This window comes from Corynebacterium sp. HMSC071B10 (assembly GCF_001814825.1).
Lineage (GTDB): Bacteria > Actinomycetota > Actinomycetes > Mycobacteriales > Mycobacteriaceae > Corynebacterium.
The window spans coordinates 123,232-144,598 of sequence record NZ_KV818006.1 but is presented as its reverse complement, the minus strand read 5'-3'; the positions used below and the strand labels follow the sequence as shown (position 1 = coordinate 144,598).

15 protein-coding genes and 4 tRNA genes are annotated in these 21,367 nt (G+C 63.9%); 18 read left to right on the top strand and 1 reads right to left on the bottom strand.

Annotated elements, in window-relative coordinates:
• The first annotated feature begins 2 nt into the window (after nucleotides 1-2).
• The 17 genes from HMPREF2990_RS06545 to HMPREF2990_RS06465 all read left to right on the top strand — a co-directional run bounded on the left by HMPREF2990_RS06545 (nucleotide 3) and on the right by HMPREF2990_RS06465 (nucleotide 14,651).
• Nucleotides 3-85: transfer RNA gene (locus HMPREF2990_RS06545), tRNA-Tyr, on the top strand.
• 340 nt (nucleotides 86-425) lie between these two features.
• Nucleotides 426-498, top strand: a tRNA-Thr gene (locus HMPREF2990_RS06540).
• 35 nt (nucleotides 499-533) lie between these two features.
• Nucleotides 534-605, top strand: a tRNA-Met gene (locus tag HMPREF2990_RS06535).
• A 76-nt stretch (nucleotides 606-681) separates the two neighbouring features.
• Nucleotides 682-757 (top strand) — tRNA-Trp (locus HMPREF2990_RS06530).
• A gap of 24 nt (nucleotides 758-781) precedes the next feature.
• Nucleotides 782-1,102, top strand: coding sequence for a preprotein translocase subunit SecE (gene secE / locus HMPREF2990_RS06525; protein ID WP_070763352.1), 321 nt, complete (start codon nucleotides 782-784; stop codon nucleotides 1,100-1,102).
• A 138-nt stretch (nucleotides 1,103-1,240) separates the two neighbouring features.
• Nucleotides 1,241-2,185: a transcription termination/antitermination protein NusG gene (nusG, locus tag HMPREF2990_RS06520; RefSeq protein WP_051904711.1), complete on the top strand. Its 945-nt coding sequence runs from the start codon at nucleotides 1,241-1,243 to the stop codon at nucleotides 2,183-2,185.
• 182 nt (nucleotides 2,186-2,367) lie between these two features.
• A complete protein-coding gene (gene rplK / locus HMPREF2990_RS06515) occupies nucleotides 2,368-2,796 on the top strand; it encodes a 50S ribosomal protein L11 (RefSeq protein ID WP_038588169.1) in 429 nt (142 codons plus the stop codon).
• Nucleotides 2,797-2,882: 86 nt separating this feature from the next.
• On the top strand, nucleotides 2,883-3,593 hold the full coding sequence (gene rplA, locus HMPREF2990_RS06510) for a 50S ribosomal protein L1 (protein WP_038588172.1): 711 nt from the start codon (nucleotides 2,883-2,885) through the stop codon (nucleotides 3,591-3,593).
• A gap of 355 nt (nucleotides 3,594-3,948) precedes the next feature.
• Nucleotides 3,949-5,511 carry a TIGR03773 family transporter-associated surface protein gene (locus HMPREF2990_RS06505; RefSeq protein ID WP_070763350.1) on the top strand — a complete coding sequence of 521 codons (1,563 nt, stop codon included), beginning with the start codon at nucleotides 3,949-3,951 and terminating at the stop codon, nucleotides 5,509-5,511.
• Complete coding sequence (locus HMPREF2990_RS06500) at nucleotides 5,508-7,040, top strand: anchored repeat ABC transporter, substrate-binding protein (RefSeq protein ID WP_246817469.1); 1,533 nt, start codon at nucleotides 5,508-5,510, stop codon at nucleotides 7,038-7,040. Before HMPREF2990_RS06505 ends, HMPREF2990_RS06500 begins: the two co-directional genes overlap by 4 nt.
• Nucleotides 7,041-7,907 (top strand): choice-of-anchor M domain-containing protein, encoded by an 867-nt coding sequence (locus tag HMPREF2990_RS06495; protein ID WP_070763349.1) that lies wholly within the window; start codon nucleotides 7,041-7,043, stop codon nucleotides 7,905-7,907.
• Nucleotides 7,908-8,681: an anchored repeat-type ABC transporter ATP-binding subunit gene (locus tag HMPREF2990_RS06490; RefSeq protein WP_070763347.1), complete on the top strand. Its 774-nt coding sequence runs from the start codon at nucleotides 7,908-7,910 to the stop codon at nucleotides 8,679-8,681.
• Complete coding sequence (locus HMPREF2990_RS06485; RefSeq protein ID WP_083317039.1) at nucleotides 8,674-9,540, top strand: anchored repeat-type ABC transporter permease subunit; 867 nt, start codon at nucleotides 8,674-8,676, stop codon at nucleotides 9,538-9,540. The genes HMPREF2990_RS06490 and HMPREF2990_RS06485 overlap by 8 nt, the downstream gene beginning before the upstream one ends.
• Complete coding sequence (locus HMPREF2990_RS06480) at nucleotides 9,541-11,892, top strand: choice-of-anchor M domain-containing protein (protein ID WP_070763345.1); 2,352 nt, start codon at nucleotides 9,541-9,543, stop codon at nucleotides 11,890-11,892.
• Nucleotides 11,893-12,292: 400 nt separating this feature from the next.
• A complete protein-coding gene (gene rplJ / locus HMPREF2990_RS06475) occupies nucleotides 12,293-12,814 on the top strand; it encodes a 50S ribosomal protein L10 (RefSeq protein ID WP_070763343.1) in 522 nt (173 codons plus the stop codon).
• Between the two features lie 64 nt (nucleotides 12,815-12,878).
• Nucleotides 12,879-13,268, top strand: coding sequence for a 50S ribosomal protein L7/L12 (gene rplL / locus HMPREF2990_RS06470; RefSeq protein WP_070763341.1), 390 nt, complete (start codon nucleotides 12,879-12,881; stop codon nucleotides 13,266-13,268).
• 339 nt (nucleotides 13,269-13,607) lie between these two features.
• On the top strand, nucleotides 13,608-14,651 hold the full coding sequence (locus tag HMPREF2990_RS06465; RefSeq protein WP_070763339.1) for a DUF1877 family protein: 1,044 nt from the start codon (nucleotides 13,608-13,610) through the stop codon (nucleotides 14,649-14,651).
• A 100-nt stretch (nucleotides 14,652-14,751) separates the two neighbouring features.
• On the opposite strand, the gene HMPREF2990_RS06460 is transcribed toward HMPREF2990_RS06465, so the two are convergent.
• Nucleotides 14,752-19,821, bottom strand: coding sequence for a Rib/alpha-like domain-containing protein (locus tag HMPREF2990_RS06460; RefSeq protein WP_070763337.1), 5,070 nt, complete (start codon nucleotides 19,819-19,821; stop codon nucleotides 14,752-14,754).
• A 500-nt stretch (nucleotides 19,822-20,321) separates the two neighbouring features.
• Between HMPREF2990_RS06460 and HMPREF2990_RS06455 the strand changes: the two genes are divergently transcribed.
• The gene (locus HMPREF2990_RS06455; RefSeq protein ID WP_070763335.1) at nucleotides 20,322-21,248 is read left to right on the top strand and encodes a cell envelope lipid trafficking protein PgfA; all 927 of its coding nucleotides are present in this window, start codon (nucleotides 20,322-20,324) and stop codon (nucleotides 21,246-21,248) included.
• The last annotated feature ends 119 nt before the right edge of the window (nucleotides 21,249-21,367 follow it).

Genomic DNA, 21,367 nt, shown 5'->3' with positions numbered 1-21,367 from the left:
ACGCCAGGTTGCCCGAGCGGCCAAAGGGAGCGGACTGTAAATCCGCCGGCATTCGCCTTCAGAAGTTCGAATCTTCTACCTGGCACAGTGTTCACCCACTGCCTCGTTTGTGAGGCGGTGGGTTTTTGCGGTTGCGGGTTGGGGTTGCTCGGTGGCGGTTGGGGTTGCTCGGTGGCGCACGTGAAAGATTCGACCACTTTTCCAGTTGTATATACAAGTTTCCTGGGGAAACGGTGCGGGGTGAAAAAATCTTTCACGGCTCTTCGCGGGGTGCCCGGGAGGGGCGGTTTATAGTGCGGATAAACATGCGTGAAAATGTGTACTGTGCAGGCGATTTGTGTTCTATAAGCAGTTCGGGTTAATCTTTTCAAGGCTTCAACGGAGCGGGTCACACCGAAAGGTAAGACTCACAACAGCGAGGCTGTGCCCCCTTAGCTCAGTCGGCAGAGCGTTTCCATGGTAAGGAAAAGGTCGACAGTTCGATTCTGTCAGGGGGCTCTGTTGTTTGCCGGGGCCTTCCCCGGTAGGCGCAGGGCGGTGTAGCTCAGTGGTAGAGCAAGCGACTCATAATCGCTGTGTCGAGAGTTCAATTCTCTCCATCGCTACTCAACCTTTGAAGCGGGCGCGACGGTGTCCGTGGTAGGGTTAGGCTCCTGTACGTGTAAAGCAAAGCAGGAACCTAGGGGCGTGGCGCAATTGGTAGCGCAACGGTCTCCAAAACCGTAGGTTGCAGGTTCGAGTCCTGTCGCCCCTGCCAAAACATCAACGTGGAGGAGTTTTCTTGACTAACCCCAACGGTCAGAACCCAGCACAGCCGACCGGCAAGCGTCAGCTGCGCGGGGTTTCTCCTGTTTCCACGGACGCTTACGAGCAGAAGCGCACGCCCGCGCAGCCCGACACCGACGAGGACTCGAAGAAGAGCAGCGTCGCCGCGTTCCCCGGCGAAGTCGTCGAGGAGATGCGCAAGGTCATCTGGCCGACCGGCAAAGAAATGCTGAACTACACGCTGATCGTGTTCGCCTTCCTCATCGTGCTGACCATCATGGTGTGGGGCACTGATCGCCTGGCCACAATGCTGGTTGAATGGATCTTCATCCGTTAGCTATAATGCTTGAAGGTTATTTAATATCCCGCCGCCTCGGAAAGACTCGAGGGGCGGGATAAGTTTTTGGCCCGCACTCGTACCCGCCAAGGTGGGTACGCTTGGGTGGGACGTGTAAAGGATCGAAGGAGACTGACCATGGCAGAGGACAACGAGCTGGAGATGATCGGGGAGGGCGCGCCCGTGGAGGCGCAGACCGATCCGGAAACCAACCCGGAAACCAACGCGGACGACGCCACGCAGGAGCCTGACGCAGAGGCAGCAGAGGCCGAGCGCGAGGCAGAGCTCGACATGGTCGAGGAGGGTGCCCCGGTTGCGCCGGAGACTGATCCCGAGACCGAGCCAGCGGCTGAGACTGCAGCAGAAGGCGAGATCGCGCAGGGTGACGTCGACGCTGCGGCTTCCGCGCTGGGCGACGACGAGGCGGCCGAGGCGGACGCCGAGTACAAGCGCCGCCTGCGCGCCTACGTGCGCGAGCTGAAGAAGCTGCCGGGCGATTGGTACATCATCCAGTCCTACTCGGGCTACGAGAACAAGGTGAAGACCAACCTGGAGATGCGTATCCAGACCCTCGAGGTGGAGGACTCCATCTACGACGTGGTCGTGCCCATCGAGCAGGTCATGGAAAAGAAGGACGACAAGCGCAAGCTGGTTAAGCGCAAGCTGCTGCCGGGCTACGTGCTCGTGCGCATGGAGATGAACGACGCGGCGTGGTCCGTGGTTCGCGAGACTCCGGGTGTGACCAGCTTCGTGGGCAATGAGGGGAATGCGACGCCCGTCAAGCACCGTGACGTCGCTAAGTTCCTGATGCCCAAGGCCGCCCCGGTCGAGGGCCAGTCGGCGAAGACCAACGCCGAGGGCGAGACCGTCGTGGATCTGCCGCAGGAGGAGAGCACACCGAAGATCTCGCACGACTACAAGGTCGGCGAGGCCGTCACCATCCTGTCCGGCGCCTTCGCTTCTGTCTCCGCGACCATTTCAGAGATCGACGACGAGACCGGCAAGATCCAGGCGCTCGTGTCCATCTTCGGCCGCGAGACCCCGGTGGAGCTGACCGCAGACCAGATCGAGCGGATCATGTAACAGAAGCGTTTTGCTTCTGAAGCTCTACCTGCCGTAAGCTGATACGTCGCGCGTGCCCACACGTGGGTAAGGCGCGACGTTTTTGTTCGTCTCCCCGGTGGCTCTGAACGAAATAGGGCATCCGGAGGCGCGCCACCAAGCATCGTGGGTGGAGCGTCGTACCAAGGAATTGAGGTTTAACGATGGCAAAGAAGAAGGTCACTGGCCTGATCAAGCTGCAGATCGAAGCAGGCATGGCGAACCCGGCTCCGCCGGTTGGTCCGGCTCTCGGTGCGCACGGCGTGAACATCGTCGAGTTCACCAAGGCCTACAACGCCGCTACCGAATCGATGCGCGGCAACATCATCCCGGTGGAAATCACCGTCTACGAGGACCGCTCCTTCGACTTCATCCTGAAGTCCCCGCCGGCAGCTTCCCTGCTGCTCAAGGCTGCGGGTATTCAGAAGGGCTCCGGCGTCCCGCACACCCAGAAGGTCGGCTCCGTCACCTGGGATCAGTGCAAGGAGATCGCTGAGACCAAGAAGAAGGACCTCAACGCCCGCGACATCGAGGCTGGCGCCGCGATTATCGCTGGTACCGCCCGTTCCATGGGCATCACCGTCGAGAAGTAAAACCTACTCGACGTTTCCCCGGTGGGAGGGCCGGCCAGGCCCGGACCACCACTCCTTGAAATCACATTCGAAGAAAGGAACGCAACATGGCTAAGAAGTCCAAGCGTTACAACGAGACTCTCGCACAGGTCGACCGCAACGCCCTGTACCACCCGCTCGACGCCGTCAAGCTGGCGCAGGAGACCTCCTCCAAGAACTACGACGCCACCATCGACGTCGCCATGCGCCTGTCCGTCGACCCGCGCAAGGCAGACCAGCTGGTTCGCGGCACCGTCAACCTGCCGCACGGCACCGGTAAGACCGTCCGCGTCGCCGTCTTTGCCGAGGGCGAGAACGCCACCAAGGCAAAGGAAGCTGGTGCCGACATCGTTGGCACCGACGAGCTCATCGAGCAGATCAACGCTGGTCAGCTCGACTTCGACGTTGCGATCGCAACGCCGGACCAGATGGCCAAGGTCGGCCGCGTCGCTCGCGTGCTCGGCCCGCGTGGCCTGATGCCGAACCCGAAGACCGGCACCGTCACCCCGGACGTGGCGAAGGCTGTCTCCGAGTCCAAGGGCGGCAAGATCGCCTTCCGCGTCGACAAGGCTGCGAACCTGCACGCGCTGATCGGCAAGGCTTCCTTCACCGCTGAGCAGCTCGCCGAGAACTACGGTGCCCTGCTTGATGAGGTGCTGCGTCTGAAGCCGGCATCCGCCAAGGGCATCTACCTGAAGAAGATCGTGGTTTCCGCGACCCAGGGCCCGGGCGTCCCGGTTGACCCGTCCGTGGAGAAGGACTACGCCAAGAAGGCATAAGTCCCACGCACGTAAAGCGCCCCGGTGCCAGACTCTGTGTGTCTGGTGTCGGGGCGCTTTTTGTGTTTGGGGGTGTGTTGGGTGCGGGGGTTGGTGGGGTTGGCGTCCGGGTCTAAATGGAGCTAGCTCCGTTTGGGGTTGCGGTCGAGTGGCGACCTGGGGTTTTGCAGGCAGCGTTGGTGTAAATGGAGCTAGCTCCATTTGGGGCATCGCCCGGCGCAACGTTTGGGGCCGCCGGTACGCCGGTACCCAGGCTGGAATCATCCCAAGGTTCCGCACGTGCGGAATTAGTCTGGGAACAACCTGTGTGCCTGGCGATTTGCCTCACGCACTTAATGAAAATAGTGTTCATTAGGTGCAAACTTTTGGAGATGTGCGGCGCGTGTTGGCGTCGATAATGGCGATCCTTGTCCTAGTGCTCACCGTGCCGCGCGCCGCCGCGGCCGAACTGACCCTGGAGACGGGCCACGTGGACGCGTTCGCGGTGCATCCAGATGGCGACACAGTTGCGCTGAGCCTGCAGGAGGACGTCACCGGCACGCACGTGCGTCATGCGCCGGAGGATGTGGAGCTCGTGGTGGGTGAGCACGCATACACGGAGGAAACTGCCTCCCTGGAGGGCATCGGTGAAGTCGGCTACTTTCTGCCGCAGACTCAGCAGGCGGATCTGCTCTGGCCCGGCTGGGATACGCAGGCGCTCGCGGGCTCCAACGACATTGATATCGAGTTCCTTGAGATCGACGGCCCGGGGTCCGTGTATCTCTTCCAGACGCAGGGCCTCGGTGGCATTGGCCCGGTGCTTGCAAGCGGTGCGCTCGAGGTCACCGCTGGCGAGAAGATCCACCAGGATGCGCCCGCCCATGCACACGCGAACTGGCTCTTTACTCAGCCCGGCACGTACACCATGCGCGTGGTGGCGCACGCGGATGGCGCGACGTCGAACGAAGCGACGTACACCTGGCGCGTTGGTGAGCAGGCTGAGGCGGCGGGAATGGGGACGCTGGCGGAGACCGACGCGCCTGAGCTCCAGGTAGAAGAGCACGCGAACGAGGTCGCGCAGGAAACCGTGCAGAAGACGGAAACCGCAGCGTGCAAGCCGGGGCTGCGCCCGCAGGTCAAAGACGATCGCCAGGTGCCGGCCACCTGGAATGACCCGGCCGACATGGTTTTCGGACTCGGGGAGGCCGCGCAGACTGAGCTGCCCGAGGCGGTTGGGCCGATCCCGGCTGGCAAAGCCTGGATGATCGGCGCAACTCAGCAGGCCGGGGTCCCTTGGTTGGGTGCGAATACGCAGCACGAGTCGCTTCTCGAGCACACCACGGGTGACGTGACCTGGGAGGTAACCAGCTTCGACGGACCCGGCAGCATGTTCGTCTTTACCCAGGGCGGACTGGGTGCAATCGTGGGCGAGGAGTGGTTCCGCGCTGAGAACGGCAGCGCGCAGGGCAGCCACACCATCCCGGCGAACTCGCACGTCCACCCCAACTGGGTCTTCAGCGCCCCGGGCACCTACCACGTAGGAATCCGCCACACCGCTACCGCCAAGGACGGCGGCGAGCTCAGCGGTACCGCGACGCTCACCTTCGAGGTGGGAGGCACCGGCAATGCTGACGACGGGCACTTCGACTTCGGCTCCGTCTACGACGCGGAGGGGGACTGCGGTGAAACGCACGCGGCGGGTACTGCAGGCGGCGCAGGCAGCGCAGGCAGCGCGAGCGGCGCAGGCAACGCAGGCACCGGTGATAACGCCGGCACCACCAGTACCCGCAACGGCGCGCTCGCCGAGACCGGCACGACCGTGATGACGCTGCCGATCGCGGTGCTCGGCCTGGGCATCCTCGTCTTCGGCGGTGGCATGTTGTGCCTGGACACGGCGCTGCGCCGTCGGCTGCTCGCAGCATTCGGGGTCGACCAGTGAAGCCGATACACGCAGCCGCAATCGCCGCCGCCCTCGCACTCAGCGCGTGCAGTCCGGCCACCGGCACACCTGAGACGGACAAGCTCCGCGTGGTGGCGTCGACCTCCATCCTCGCGGACGTAGTGGAAAACGTCGGCGGGGAGCACGCCGAGGTCACGCCGCTCATCGGCGCGGGCGTGGACCCGCACACCTACGAGCCGAGCCTGCACGCCACCCGCGACATCGCGTACGCCGACGCCGTCTTCACCAACGGTCTGCTGCTGGAACCGCAGTCGCTGACCCACACCATCGACGCCACAGCAGCCGAGGACACCCCCGTGGTGGAGGTCGCTGAGCAGGCGCAGCGCTACGGCTTTTCGCCGATCCGCCTGGTCGAGGATGCCAGCCTGGACACCGTGTGGCTGGGTCTGCGCGTAGATACGGGCAAGGAACTGCCCGTCACCGGCATCACGGAGCTTTCGCTTGTGAGTGCCGACGGCCCAGGCGATATCTTCGCCTTCATCCTCGGCACCTTCGGCACTCCGGAGGTGGTCTTCGATTCGCACGACGGCATCGATTCGCGCGACGCGACCACGCTGCCTGTCGACGCCCACACCCACGTCAGCTGGGCCTTCTCCGCTCCCGGGGTCTACGAGTTCACGTTGCGCGGCGAGGTCCGCGACGCGGTCGCTGACGAGGAAGTCCGCGGCAGCGCGGAGGACACCTTCACCGTGGTGGTGGGCCAGGACCCCGCCCAGGTAGCGCCGGGCAAGACAGTGCTGGACCAGGGGCACGTAGACATCACCACCGTCTACCACGATGGGAAAGCCCACCTCACCCTGCGCCACGACGACCTGGGTGATGTGGACCCGGCCGACGCGGTGATCGCGGTGCCGACCACGACGCTGCAGCCGGTTCCGCCCGAGCGTGCCTTCCGCTTCCTCGGCGATCCCGGCGGCGAGACCTACCTGCTTCCGCAGGCGGTGCTGGGCAACCACGTCCACGGCGAGTTGGACCCGCACTTCTGGCACGACGTGCGTGCCATGCAGGCGGTGGTCAAGGTCGTCCGCGACACGCTGAGCAGCGCGGATCCTGCGCACGCGGCCGACTACGCGCGCAACACGGACGCATACCTAGAGGAGCTGGACCGCGCGGACGAGGTGATGCGCCAGGCCGTGGCGCAGATCCCGGAAGCCAACCGCAACCTGGTCACCACCCACCACGGCTACTCGTATCTGGGCGAGGCCTACGGGCTGCGGATCGCAGGCTTCGTCACCCCGAACCCGAGTGTGGAGCCGAGCCCCCGCGACGTCATCGCCTTTACCCGCACGCTGGAAAACCTGCGCGTACCCGCGGTCTTTTTGGAGCCGCAGGTCGCGGGCGCGAGCAGCGTGCTCACCGAGACCGCGGCGCAGTTGGGCATCGAAGTGTGTCCGATCCGCGGGGACACGCTCGACCCGCCGGGAGCGGGGCCGGCGGGGACGTATGTGCGCCTCGTGGAGGAAAACGCGGCGTCGATAAGCAAATGCTTGAGTGAAAGGAAACCTTAAATGAAAATGCAAACGATGCTCCTGGCGGCGGCGATTGCGCTTGCGCCCGCGGCTGGCGCGCAGACAGATCCGGCGCTGCAGCAGACTGTCAGTGGTGACGAGCAGATCGCCCACGGCGATGCTGTCATTAGCGCAGGTCACGTCGATCTTGGCACGATGTTCGTCGACGGCGAACTCACCATGCTCGCGCGCGACGATTCGCAGGAACCGCCCGTGTGGCGCGAGCTTGACGACGTAGTGTTGCAGGTCTCCGACGCCGCGAAGCAGACCCTGCCCGAGACCGGGGATTTCGACTTCACCGGCGCGGGCGCGGGCGAGGACGTGTGGGTGATACCGCAGACCGAGGTACAAGGCGTGCCCTGGCTGGGCTGGAACGCGCAGGCGCCGTCGTTGCTCGAGCGCTCCTCCAACGGGGTGAGCCTGGAGTTCGGCGGACACGAGGGCGAAGGCGAGTTTTCCCTGTTCCTGCAACCCGGCGGGTTCCACGAGCCGCAACTGCTGTGGACCTCACAGGTCGACGGCACCCAGCCGATGTGGGTGGAGCCGAACACACACACCCACGCCAACTGGGTCTTCACTGAGCCCGGCGTCCATCTGGTCGGCGTTCGCGCGGTCGTCAAAGACAACGAGGGCGTGACACATACCGATGAGCAGGTCGTGCGCGTGGCGGTAGGCGACGGCACCGATCCGGCGCAGGCGCGTGCCGCCACGTTTGCAGGCCCCTTCCGTGGCGGGGAGGCCGCGGCGGAGGAAGAGACGCAGGCAGGCGGTCAGTACACCGGGCTGCTCGTCGCGCTTGGTGTCGGCGTGCTGGTCATCGCACTTATTGCGTTGCTGCTCGTGCGCGCGCGGAAGGGGAGGGAGTAAGTGAGCGAAGCAGCATTGATCCAGGTGGAAGGGCTCGACGCCGGCTACCCGGGCCGCAGCGTGATGCGCGGGGTTGATCTGCGCATTGGCCGCGGCGAGTTCGTCGGCCTCATCGGCCCGAACGGCGCGGGCAAAACGACACTGCTGCGCGCCATTCTCGGGCTCATCCCGGGTGCGCGCGGTACCGTGAGTGTCGCTGGTGCGCGGGGTCGGCAGGTGCGCAAGCGCGTTGGCTACGTCCCGCAGCGCCACGACGTGGCCTGGGACTTTCCCATCGACGTCGCCTCTGCCGTGGAAAACGCCACCCTGGACCTGCGGCCTTGGTACAAGCGCGCGGGCGCGGACACGCGGGCGGCGGTCGCCGAGGCGCTCGAGTGCGTGAACCTCGCTGAGCTGGCCCGCCGCCCCATCGCGGATCTCTCCGGCGGCCAGCGCCAGCGCGTGCTCGTCGCCCGCGCCCTGGTGCGCAAGCCCAAGGCACTGCTTCTCGACGAGCCGTTTACCGGCCTCGACATCCCGTCCACCGAACAACTCCTGGGGCTATTCCGCGAACTGGCCGACCAGGGCATCGCGATCGTGATGTCTACCCACAACATCGTCGAGGCCGTCGACGCCTGCGACCGCCTTGTGCTGTTCAACCGCGGCATCGTCGCCGACGCCGCGCCGCACGCGCTCACCGAACGAGAGGCATGGATGGACACCTTCGGCGTCGGCCCGGATTCGCCATGGCTGGCCGCGCTTCAGACACACGTGCGGGAGGCCGCCAGTGCTTGAGATCGGTTTTCTGCAATTCCTTGCCGACGTGGCCAACCCCCAGCTGGCGTTTCTGCCACGCGCGCTGGCCGCGGCGGTGTGCGCCTCGGTGCTGTGCGCCGTGGTCGGCTGTTTCGTGGTGCTGCGCGGCATGGCGTTTATCGGCGACGCGGTCGCGCACGCCGTCTTCCCGGGCGTGGCCGTCGCCTTTGCGCTGCACGCCTCCGTCTTGCTCGGCGGGGCTGTGGCCGGGGCGCTGGTGGCGATCCTGATCGCGGTGTTGTCGCAGCGCAGAACGATTAAAGAGGACGCGATCATCGGCATCGTGTTCGCGGCAGCCTTCGCGCTGGGGTTGGTCATTATTTCGCGGGTGGAGGGCTACACGGCGTCGCTAAGCGCCTTTCTTTTTGGCTCCCTGACTGGCGTAAGCCCCCGCGACCTCGCGGTCAGCGGGATCACCGGGGCACTGATCATCGCGCTGATGGTGGCGCTGCGGCCGTGGCTGACCGCGGTGGCGCTCGACCGCGAGACCGCCCGCGCGATGCACCTGCCGGTTGCCACGCTGGACCTGGCGCTGTATTTGTGCGTGACGGCCGCGGTGGTGGTGTCCGTGCAGACCATCGGCAACATCCTGGTCATCGCGCTTTTGGTCACGCCCGCTTCTGCCGCTCGGCTGTTTACCGACAACCTGGAAACCATGATGCTGCTCGCCGCGCTCATCGGGGTTGCGGGAAGCGTGCTTGGTGTGTGGCTCGCGTGGTCTTTCGACTCGCCCACTGGCGCCACGATTGTCCTGTGCGTGACCGCCATCTTCGGGCTGAGCTGGCTGTTCGCCCCGCGGCGCGGCGTGCTGCGCACCATCCGGAAGGAGACCGTCTAGATGCGCTCTTTGAGACTCGTCACCGCAGCGGTGCTTGTTGTGGTTAGCGCTCCGGTAGCTTTCGCCGCCGAGCTGACCGACACCGGGCACGTTCCCGGCGATGTGGGCTTTGGCGTCGACCTGCCCGCCGACACGGAATGGGAGGGGAAGACCCACCCGTGCGCGGGCCGCAAGCTGCTCTACCACTCGCACAACGACGCGCTCTACGGCACCAGTGTCGCCGATGAGCTCAAAGTCATGGCAGTGGACGGGCAGCAGGTCGTGGACCAGGATTCCATCTGCTTCCGCCTGCCGCGCGACGCCGACGCAGAAGGCAACGAGGTCTCCCGCATTCAGATCCCCGACGACGGCTCCCTCGACTTCCTCGGTACCCCGGGCGAAAGCGTCTGGATCGCCCCGCAGTCCGTGGACTGGAGCGACAACTGGCGGCCCATCTGGTCCGGCATCGGTGCCTTCGACCCCGCCCACGAGGGCGACCCGGAGACCATCCCGTCCAACTATAAGGACGACCTGATGTACTTCGACCTGACCGAAATGGAGGGGCCGGGTGATGTCCAGATCTTCTTCAAAAATGCCATCTCGCCTGCGGAAATCCTCTTCAACAGCGCCGACCCCGCCGCCCAGAGCATCGAGTACGAGGTCGGCGGGCACGGCCACTTCAACTGGACATTCAGCAAACCCGGCATCTACGCCATGACGTGGCAAGGCAGGGCAGTGCTTGACGACGGCACGAGCCAGCTCACCGACCCCATAACCCAATACTGGCTCGTCGGCGACGACAGCGACGTAGGCCTTGCCGACGGCACCACCACCGAGCTGCGTGAGGTGAAGCACTACGTCGGCGGAGACGCGGGGGAACCGGCCGAGCCTTCTACGTCTGTTGAGCCTGCGCCTACTGAGCCGTCAGTGCCGTCGGTGCCGCCTGCTCCAGCCGAGCCCGCGCCGCCTGCTCCAGCTGAGCCCGCGCCGTCTACTTCTGCCGAGCCTGCGCCGCCCACCTCCCCGAAACCGGCGCCCGACGCGCGCTGCGAAGCCGCGAGCGCGCTGCACACCAAACCCTCGGCGCTGATTAGTACGGGGCATATGGATATGGGCCTGGTGGACGAGGGCGGTATCGCCGCGAAACTCATCGACGACAGCGACCCCCGCGCGCCAACCCCGCGTGACTCCGGAACCTTCCTCTTCGAGGTCCCCGATCCCGCGAAAACAGAGATCCCCGCAAACTTCCGCAGCACCTTTCCAGGCGAGCCCGAATCTATGTGGGTGCTACCGCAAGCACAGGTGAAAGGGCTGCCGTGGCTCGGCTTTTCCACCACGCGCCTGTCGGGGGACAGCCTGCAGCAGGGCAGCAAAATCACCGTGACCATGCGGGATGTGCGCGGTCCGGGGCGGATCTACACCTGGCACGAAGGCGTTGGAGGGGCGAAGCTAGAGCTCGACTCCGGCGACAGTTCGCGCACCCTGGAGTACGGACTAAACGATCACGATCACCAGGCTTTCGGTTTTACAAAAGCAGGGTTCTACGCTGCGACCTTCACGTTCGCCGGCACCGATGCCGCGGGGGCACCGTTCTCCAAGGACCTCACTGCCACCTTTGCTGTTGGTGATGACGCAGTGCAACAGGCCAAGGAGTATGCCTCGAATGGGTACGCGGCGCTGGAAGGTGTTGACCTGGATAACTGCGGCGCGTCTTCTGCCACGGATTCCGGCGAGCCCGATTCCTGGCTGGGTGCGCTGGCAAAGGGCATCCGCGATATAGATAAGGAATTCGCCTCGTTTGGTGAGAAGGCTGGGCCTTTCTTCGCGCACCTGCTGGGCCGCAGCGGAAAGGCGGAGTCTGCGACGCAGACTGCTGGACCGCGGACTACCGCTACTGCGCGGCCAACCGAGCAGCGCGCGACACAGCGCCCTGTGCAGCGTCCTGCCGAGCAAAAGTCTGCGACGCAGACTGCGCGCCGGGCGCAGGCGCAGGAAAAACCAGCGGAGCACGCGAAGCCGACGGCGCAGAAGAAATCTTCTGGCCAGGTAAAGAAGACTGCGCAGGCGAAACCGAGTGCGACCGCGAGTGGGAAACGGGCGACAAAGGCGGCGACGTCTGCGGCATCGACAAGCACTGCAGCTGCTGGCGGCGGAATTGTGTCCTCCTTTGACGGGACTGACCCCAACAGTTTGCACGCGGCCGAGGATGACGCGGATGCGCAGCAGATTATGGCCGCGCAGGGGATCACCGCCGGCGGGTTCTGGGGCGGACTGATCCTGGGCGTGGGGCTGATGGCGCTGCTGGGTGGGATCGTGCTGTTTGCCGCGGCAGCGAAGATGCTCCGGCATGCTTCGGGTGAACAGAATCGCTGATGACTGTTTTGCAAAATCTCAAAAACAGTCATCAGCGAAAACTGCCGCGCAAAAGCCCAGGTCGAGGAAGCCGGAAAAGGCCGAAAACTCGCTGATGACTGTTTCGCGCAAAAACGAAAACAGTCATCAGTGCAAACCAGGCAACCGCGATTTGGAATCAGCGCCCACAACCAGCTAAGCTACGACACGAAGTTTGAACGGGTGCAAACCCGCGCTCAAGTTTCACCGAAGACCGTCGGTCACTCTGCGTCACGCGGAGTCGAAGGTATCCCACTCCAGGGATCGACCCACGCAGGAGGAACGTGGCTTGCCTTTCAGGTGCCTCGTGCTTCTGCACGGGGCACTTTTTGTGTCCCGGGCGGATTGAAGGACATGAAGAATTGGAAGGAGGCGTGTGTACATGGCTAACCCGAAGAACGAGCAGGAGCTAAAGGTTCTGAAGGAGAAGTTCGAGGCAGCTAGCTCGATCGTGCTGACTGAGTACCGTGGCCTGACCGTTGGTCAGCTGCAGGAACTCCGCGGTGAGCTCGGCTTCGACGTCGAATACCACGTCGCCAAGAACACCCTCATCAAGATCGCTGCTAACGAGCAGGGCATCGAGGGTCTCGACGATCTTCTTGTCGGCCCGACCGCTGTCGCCTTCATCAAGGGCGAGGCAGTCGACGCTGCGAAGGTCATGAAGAAGTTCAACAAGGATCACGACGCATTCGTGATCAAGGGCGGCTACATGGATGGCAAAGCCATCGACGCTGCTCAGGTTGACGCCATCGCCGAGATGGACAACCGCGAGACCACTCTTGCAAAGCTCGCTGGTGCCTTCGAGGGCTCCTTGGCAAAGGCCGCCGGCCTGTTCCAGGCTCCGGCGTCCAAGACGGCCCGCCTTGTCGCTGCACTGCAGGACAAGCAGGACGACGCCGCATAACGCGAACTAACTACACACACCAAACATTCGGGCGGAAACGCCCACCAACAGAAAGGATGCCACCATGGCTAAGCTGTCTAAGGACGAGCTCATTGAGCAGTTCAAGGAAATGACCCTCATCGAGCTTTCCGAGTTCCTGAAGGAATTCGAGGAGGTCTTCGACGTCACCGCTGCTGCACCGGTTGCTGCTGTTGCTGCTGCTCCGGGCGCTGCTGGCGACGCTGCCGCTGCTGAGGAGAAGGACGAGTTTGACGTCGTTCTCGAGGACGCTGGCGCGAAGAAGATCGGTGTCATTAAGGCTGTCCGCGAGATCGTCTCCGGCCTGGGCCTGAAGGACGCTAAGGAAATGGTCGAGGGTGCACCGAAGGCCATCCTCGAGGGCGCTTCCAAGGACGACGCTGAGGCTGCTAAGGCTAAGCTCGAGGAGGCTGGCGCAAAGGTCTCCCTCAAGTAAGAGCCTTTCGCTTCTCGACGCTACCCCCGCCGCCGGTATTTACACCGGGGAGCGGGGGTTTCGCGTGTTTGGGGGGTGCAGGAGTGCAGTTCCCTTACCGCTGAGGAGCGGGTGCTCAGGCCAGGTAGCACTCGGTTTAGCCTTCGAATTCGAAGACTATTCGGTACCCTGGCAACCTGTGAGCGCTGTACTGCGAGGCGGAAGTGGAATTCGCGGTTGGGAAGGTTTTCGCCGCGCTTGAGAGTGACTCATCGATTTTCCGCTCGCCCTACGGTATCGCGTGAGTCAGTCACGTTTTCGATCTGTAGTTGAGACTTTCACAGGTGAGGAGTTACGGACATGTTCGTGAAGCTGGATCGGAAGAACCAGGCGGAGGCTGCTCGCGGTGAGATTCTGCGGGTGGTGGAGGAAGTCAATCCTGAATTGGCAAACATGCTTGACCCGGATGCGAGTATGAGTCTGTTCGACCAACTCAAAGAGCATGCAAGTCGGACTGAGCTCAACGCGATTCGTGAGGGAGTCCGTCCGCTGGCGGAGCGATCGTTTGATGATCCACTAGCTCGCTATCTCTTTGGGTGTTTTCCGGGGCTCGGGGTGAAATACCCCGACATTAGCTATGTGGTCGATGAAATGGAGCGGCTCAAAGACGAGGAGATGGGTCCTGAGCTGGACGCGGTACTGAATTTCGATCTGACCATTTTGTGTGAGGTGATGTCGGCATCCAATATTGACCAACTCGACAGGCTGCTGCGGATTGAGTCAGACACGATCGCAGGACAACAATCCGTGGTGATCCAAACAGGGGTGCGGAAGAAGTTCTTTCGTGAAGCTCCGGAGCTGCAATGGTTGGCGACATCGCGCTTCCGGGGCAAAAACAAGTATCTTGATGGCGCTCTCGACCGGATGCTGGCTGCTTCAGATAACAAGGTCGCGGCTGAGACTTCGGTCGAGTCGGAGTCGTTGGCTGATGACGGGGTGAGTGGTCCTATTCCGATCTATGTGTCGATGCCGGCGGGAGAGTATTCGTCGCTTCTTTCCGCTGATGCTGAGACCCGTGCAGACACAGTGTGTGATGCGATGGAGGAAGAAACGTACCCGGTTGCAGATATCGATAAGCTGTACGGCGCGACGCACCGGGTGCTGGTCGAACTCGTCGGTGAAGATGCTGCGGCGGCGATTGTGTATGGGGGCGTCGACTTGGATCCGCAGCAGGAAACGGATGGACTGCGGGGCAACGAGCCGGGTGACGTCGAAAAGCTTTCGTCCCTGCTTGATGCTATCGACCTTGGGACGATGGAAGACTCGTATGCGGTAGGGGAGCTAGCTACGATCTACGCGGCAGCGGCTGAACGTGGCGACGCAATCGCAGTGCTGATGAACTAGCGGGCGAGTTGCCTGCTGCACACACGACAGAACCCCCGCCCGGTCGTCGCAACGACCGTGCAGGGGTGTGCCGTAGTGAACCTTGTGCCGCTACAAGGGACTAGCTTTCATCCTCCTCGTTCTTCTTCGCGTCCTCCTTAGTGGAAGACCCTTGCGTGGAAGACCCTTGCGCCTTGTCACCTTCGCCGCCGCTAATCTTGGAGCTCAGCCCGTCGTAGCCCGGGGCACAAGCCTGGGCGATCTGGTCGGCGATGAGCAGACCGAGTAGCGTGATCGCCAGGCCAGCTGCGGCTGTACCGAGCTCGCGGGCCGGGAAGTTCTTACCCAGCGCTTGAGCGAGCTGCTCATTGAAGATGCCCATCTGCTGCTGGATCTGGGTGTTGACCTGCTCGATTGCCTTGCCAGCCTGGGCGCGGAAGTCCTCCAGGCCCGGGATCGCAACCTGGGTGGCCACGCCCAGCGGGATCAGCAGGAGCAGCGGGATACCAACACCTGCGAGACCTGCGACGCAGCGCTCGCTCAGCTCGGAGGAGCCAGTCTTGATCTCGCCACCGCCGGTCTGGGGGCTGCGGACCTTCAGAACAACCACGCGGGTGCCATCCTTGGTCTCGACGATGTAGGTGCCGTCGGCCCAATCCTTCGGGATGGTGATGATGATGTCACCGTTCTTATCCCTGGTCGGGTCCAGCTCGGAGATGTCCTTGACCGAACCGTCGGGGAAGCGGATCTGCAGATCCTTCGGGTCGACGTCGCCGCCGATGATGACGGTGTCGCCAGGTGCGACCTCGACCTCCGTGCCGTTGCCTGCCTTCGGCGGGACTCGGACCGGGACGGTGATGGTCACGCTGGAACCATCCGGGTACGTCACCACGACTGGGATGTCGTAGTTGCCGCCCTTAGCGTCCTTGTCCGGGGTGACCGTGACCTTACCGGTACCCGGGTCGACCTCGACCTTGCCCGGGAAATCGTGCTCGCCCGGCTTGAAGGTCGTACCGTCTGGCAGGTCCGTGCCGTCCTTGTTCTTCGGACCCTCGATTACGGTGTCCTTCTCGCGCGGGGTTTCCGTGCGATCATCACCGTAGGTGGGGTCGTTCTTCTCGCGGTCGTTGGAGTCACCACCGTCATTACCGCCGTCGTTACCGTTGCCACCGTCGCCAGGCGTACCCGGGTTCTCGTCGGAGCCAGGCGAGGTGCTGGTGACCTTGAGCACCGGGGTGAGCGAGGCGTTGGAACCGTCCGGGTAGGACACGATGATCGGGATCTTCACCTCGGTACCGTTCGGCGTGTCTTTCGGGGAGGTGATGGTGAAGTCACCAGTTGCCGCATCGCCCTCGATGCTCCAGCCGGAGGGGAAGCGCGGGAAGACGAACTTCGTGCCCTCTGGCAGTTCGCGATCGCCGGACTGCGTGAACTTGACCGGCGTGCCCGCCGGGCCTTCCCGGTTCTCGTAGCCAGGCGTGTTGTTGTCCGCATCCGAGGTGGTATCCGTGCCCTTGTCGTCAGGGATCACCTTGACGGGCACCTCAACGGTGTCGGTGGAGCCGTCCGGGTAGGTGATCTCGACGATCACTTTGTAATCACCAGGCTTGGCATCCTCGTTCGGGGTGACCGTGATCTCACCGGTATCCGGGTTGACCTCGACGGTGCCCGGGAGATCCGAGTCGTCCTTCTCAAACTTGGTGTCGTCCGGCAGACCAGAGCCGTCCGGGTTACGCGGCGGGTCGATCTTCTCCGTCTCGCCCGGCTTCACCTTGGTGTCGTCCGGGTAGATGGGATCGTTGTCCTTCGCATCGTCGCTCGAGCCGACGACCTCGAACTGCGCGTCCACGACCTCGCGAGAACCATCCGGGTACTCCACGGTCACAGGGATGGTCATGGAGGTACCTGGCAGGGCGGACTCCGGCGGGGTGACGGTGAAGTCGCCGTGCTCGTTGGGCTCGCCGAAGCTCCAGCCGGCCGGTGCCTTCGGCAGGACGAACTTGGTGCCTTCCGGCAGCTCGCGGTCGCCGTCCTGCTTCAGCTCGGTCGCGCTGCCGGCCGGTCCGCTCGCGGGGGTGTAGGCCGGGTCATTGTCAGCGGCGTCCGTGGAGCCGTCGTCGGAACCGCCGTCGCCATCATCGGAACCGTCGCCTCCATCGCCGCCATCGCCAGGCGGAGTGACGGTGGCGTCGTCCGGGACGCGGACCGGCACGTCGATGGTCTCCTGCGTGCCGTCCGGGTAGGTCACCTCGACCGGGATACGGTAGTCGCCCGGGGTGGCGTCCTCATCTGGGGTCAGCGTGACCTCGCCGGTGTTCGGGTCGATCTCGACCTTGCCCGGGAAGTCAGGGTCATCGCTTACGCCAGGGGTGAAGGTGGTGTCCTTGGGCAGCGTGGAGCCGTCCGGGTTGGTGGGGGCGTCGACAAGCGTCTCCTTGCCGCGCGGTGCCTCGGTCTCCTTGTAGGAGGGGTCGTTCGCGCCGGCGTCGTTGGAGACGATGAAGATGGCGTCCGCCCTGTCGCTCGTGCCGTCCGGGTAGGTGAAGAGGACCGGGATGGTCACGCGGGTGCCGTCGAGCGCGTCGGCATCCGGGGTGACGGTGAAGTCGCCGACCTCGTTCGGCTTGCCGAAGGTCCAGCCCTCCGGCGCGTCAGCGACGGTGATCTTCGTGCCCTCCGGCAGCTCGCGGTCGCCGTCCTGGGAGACCTTGGTCTCCTTGCCCGCCGCGCCCTCGGTCGTGCCGTAGCCCGGGTTGTTGTCGGCGGCTTGGTCGGAGGAGCCGTCGCCATCGCCGCCGGTGTCCTCCGGAATAGTGATGGTGACGGTCGGGGTGTCGGTGGAGCCGTCCGGATAGGTGACTTCGACCGGGATCTCGTAGTCGCCCGGGGTGGCGTCCTCATCCGGAGTGACGGTGATCTCGCCGGTATTCGGGTCGACCTCGACGGTGCCCGGGACATCGTTGTCGCCAGGCGCGAAGGTCGTGTCGTCCGGCAGGTCAGAGCCGTCCGGATTCTTCGGTGGGGCGATTATGGTCGACTCGCCGGGCGGGGTCACCGCATCCTCGTAACGCGGATCGTTCTCGTCCGCATCCAGCGGCAGCACGGTAAACGGCGCGATGACCGTCTCCTGGGAGCCGTCCGGGTAGGTGACCAGGACCGGGATGTTGACCTTGCCCGGGCGCGCGTTCTTCGCCGGGGTGACTGTGAAGTCGCCGCCCTCGTCCGCGTCGGTGGCGGTCCAGCCCTCCGGCAGGGTCGGCTCGAACTTCGTGCCCTTCGGCACCTTCACGGTCTGGTCGACCCTCGTGCCCACACCAGGCTTGCCCTGGGCTGGCTGGTAGTAGGGGTCGTGAGTGTCTGCATCCGACTTGTCAGGGTCGTCAGGGCCACCCGGGGTGTCGGGGCGCGCCGGGACGGTGACCTCAACGTTCACCGTGTCGGTGGTGCCGTCCGGGTAGGTGATCAGCACCGGGATGTCGTAGTCGCCCTCGCGCGCGCCGTTATCCGGGTTGACCGTGACCTTGCCGGTGTCCGGGTCAACGGTGACGGTGCCGGGGAACTCCGGCAGCTTGGTGCCGTCCGGGCCGGTGACAGGCAACGATGGGTGCTGCTCGTAGGAGGTACCGTCCGCCAGCGGGGTGCCGTCGGTGTTCTTCGGCGGGCCGACGACGGTGTCGGTGCCGCGCGGGGTTTCCACGCGGTCGCCGTAGGTCGGATCATTCGCGTCGTTGTCCGGGGTGCGGTCCTCTTCGCCCGGCTTGACCGTGTGGCCGGTGCCGTCCTGGTTCGTCGCCAGCGCGAAGTGCACGTTCGACCAGTTGCCGCCGCCGTCGCGGCGTGGGGAATTCGGTGTGGGAGTATTCGGCCGGTGCGCCTGGCCCGGCACGTGCCCGTTGGGGTAGGACTTCTGATCGCTTAGCGACGCCTGCGCGTGCCCCGCCTCGGTGTAAACATCATTACCCACCGGTGCCCGGAACTCCGGAGTGTTCCAGGCGGACAGGTTGGTCTTGATGTTGCCCTCGCCGTCCTCGACCCACATGTAGACGTAGTCGGCGTGACGCGCCTGGTCGAAGGAGGAGCGCAGGGTGTAGGTGCCGTCGTCGTTAACCTTGGCGGAGTAGACGGTGAAGTTCTCCGGATTTGCGCGCACGTAGTCTGCCATGCGCTTCATGCGCGACTGGATGTCGGCGCGCTGTCGGTTGTTCTGCGGGTTCGTCTCGCGACGGATGGCGTCGAGGGCCTGGTAGGCGGCGTCGTTTGGCACTGCCTGGTAGACGGTGTGGCCCTTCGCCGGGGTGTCGGTGCCGTCGAAAAGCACGCCATTGTCCACGTTGATGTTGTATGCATCGCGCTTCCAGACGTTCTCGGTGTTGTTGCCCTTCATCGAGTCGTTCCACACGCGCCCGGAATAGGTGCGAGGGATCGCCTTGTTTGCGTTGGCGGTGAGACGGCTCTTGAGTCCGGTGGCGGCGGGGGAGACCTGGTAGATCTTGACCAGGGTTTCGCCCCACATCGGGCCGCGCGCATCGTTTACGGCGACCGGGTGGATGGACCAGTTCATGTTGCGCGAGTCAGCGACGCTACCGCTGTACCACGCGCCGCCTGGGGTGACGCGCACCGCGGCCATCGGCTCGCCGATCGCGGGGTTGTCCGCCACGTTGTCCTGGCCAATGAGCAGCTGGACGTCTGCGGAGCCGTCCTTCCACGTGCCGTCGGCGAGCGTTGGCTTTCCGTCTTTGAAGGTGAAGGCATAGACGGTGTTGCCCAGGTTATCGGTGTGCGTGGTGGCCTTGTGAATGCGGGACATCTTGCCGCCGCCGGTGTCATAGCGCATGTAGACGTCGATGCCTGCGGGCACGGCGGTGTCGCGCCAAGTGCTGCGCATGTCGTCGGCCTCCATCGTGCCGCGGTCAGCGAAGGAGAGATAGCCCCAGACCACGTTGCGCTTGCCATCCAGCTTGCCTTTAGTGACGCGCTCGCCGGGGGCGATAGCGTCGGCGGCAACGATGTTGGCCGGATCCCACTCGCCTGCGCCCGGTGCCTCGGCGGCGTGCGCGGCGGGGGAGAAGCCGGCAGCCGGTGCGGCGACGGCGGGAAGAGCTTGTGAGCCGACCGCGAGAGCCATCGACGCGGCGAGCATGGTAAGGCCGCGGCGGCGGCCCTTGCTGTGATGCGGTGATGTGGATGTCATCACATACTCCTTAAGATTTTCTGACGGGGTGCCATTTCACATTAAGCATTTCTTAGACAAGTGTGAATGGTGAAGTGGTGTCGCGGGGGTAATTTGTGGACGTGTGTATATGTGGCAAGCGGGAGAAAGTGTTGCTGATCACTATGTTTGGCGCATTGTGTCGTTTCCTGAGGGTGAAACTCCGGGGGTAGTTACGTATGGAATAATATTAGGGAACCAAAAGGGTGCCCATAAAAGTGCAGGTGGGCGCACAAAAAGCGCGGGAATGTACAAAAATATCCCTACCGAAAGGACGCGCAAAAAATACGTTTCGTGTAAAAAATACGTAGCCAATGCGCTTTACCTGGTCTTATGGGAGTTTCCTTAACGTAAGCTCTGCTTCAAAATTTTCAGGTCGTCTGCCGTGAGGTCTCAGCGCTACCTTCTCGTCTACACCTGTCTTCCTTGTTCTTACGACGTACCCTCGGGCGTGCGCGCAGGCGTCCATTACACTTTTGGCCATGCTGCCTAAATCCCGGATCCTTTCCGCGCTCCTTGTCGGCCTCGGCCTTGCGCTCGTGGTCGGCAGTCTGCTCGCGCCGCGTTTCCTGCTCGGGGATGGGCGTTTGCCGCTTGACCTGGAGCGCACCACCTGGACGCTGCATGATGAGGACGGCACGCGCGAGGGGGAGCGCGCCCCGGTGACGCGCCAGCTTCACATGGAGATCCAGGACCCCGCCAATGATGACGTGGCCAGCGTGCGCATCGGCGACACCCTGCGTGCCGGTACCGCCGAGCGGGACTTTGACAACCTCGTCACTGCCTCGACGTGGTCGATGGTGCTCGACCGTCTTACCGGCGAGGTTGCGTTGCCCGCACAGGTGGCCTTCGTGATGGGCATGCCGCCGGTGGAGGTGCCGTTAGATGCCCCGTGGCTGAAGCTGCCCTCGGATGTACAACGGCAGGACTACGCCATCTTTGATCCGCAGCTGCGCGGCGGCGCGCCCGCGCAGTTCGCCGGCGAGGATGAGATCGCGGGCCGCACCGTCTACACCTTTACCCAGCACATCGAGCCCACGAACCTCGCGCTGCGCTACGCGGATGCCTTCAATACCAGCTCCATTGAGGTTGAGGGGGAGACCGTGCGCACCTTCCGCTATTACGCCGCAGATCGCGAGTACCAGGTCGACCAGATCTCCGGGCTAGTCGTGGGTATCAAGGAAAAGGTTGACGTCTTTTACGCGGACAACGAGGGCGCGCACCCCACCAACGTGATTACCTACGACGCGCAGATGGACCCCGCGGACACCGGGGCTATGGTGCAGCAGCTGTCGCGCGTCTACTCGCAGTCAGTCTCGCAAAAGGCCACGTGGGCGGTGCTTGCTCTGGGCGTGCTTATCGCTCTTTTGGGCCTGGTCGGGGCGTTCCGCCCGGCCCGTGAGCGCTAGGCGCGCGCCGCGAGTTTGTTTTCCCCGCCACTTGTAGTGGTAGGCTTCCCCGCAGCGGCGTCGCCAGAGGGGTTCTGGCAGCGAGAGCAAGCTTTTCGACGGCACGGCTTCGCTCCTCC

Bases quoted from the DNA above. Each gene is read 5' to 3' on its own strand.
- nusG (WP_051904711.1), top strand. From the start codon at position 1,241: ATGGCAGAGGACAACGAGCTGGAGATGATCGGGGAGGGCGCGCCCGTG.
- rplK (WP_038588169.1), top strand. From the start codon at position 2,368: ATGGCAAAGAAGAAGGTCACTGGCCTGATCAAGCTGCAGATCGAAGCA.
- rplA (WP_038588172.1), top strand. From the start codon at position 2,883: ATGGCTAAGAAGTCCAAGCGTTACAACGAGACTCTCGCACAGGTCGAC.
- HMPREF2990_RS06495 (WP_070763349.1), top strand. From the start codon at position 7,041: ATGAAAATGCAAACGATGCTCCTGGCGGCGGCGATTGCGCTTGCGCCC.
- HMPREF2990_RS06480 (WP_070763345.1), top strand. From the start codon at position 9,541: ATGCGCTCTTTGAGACTCGTCACCGCAGCGGTGCTTGTTGTGGTTAGC.
- rplJ (WP_070763343.1), top strand. From the start codon at position 12,293: ATGGCTAACCCGAAGAACGAGCAGGAGCTAAAGGTTCTGAAGGAGAAG.
- rplL (WP_070763341.1), top strand. From the start codon at position 12,879: ATGGCTAAGCTGTCTAAGGACGAGCTCATTGAGCAGTTCAAGGAAATG.
- HMPREF2990_RS06465 (WP_070763339.1), top strand. From the start codon at position 13,608: ATGTTCGTGAAGCTGGATCGGAAGAACCAGGCGGAGGCTGCTCGCGGT.
- HMPREF2990_RS06460 (WP_070763337.1), bottom strand. From the start codon at position 19,821: ATGACATCCACATCACCGCATCACAGCAAGGGCCGCCGCCGCGGCCTT.
- HMPREF2990_RS06455 (WP_070763335.1), top strand. From the start codon at position 20,322: ATGCTGCCTAAATCCCGGATCCTTTCCGCGCTCCTTGTCGGCCTCGGC.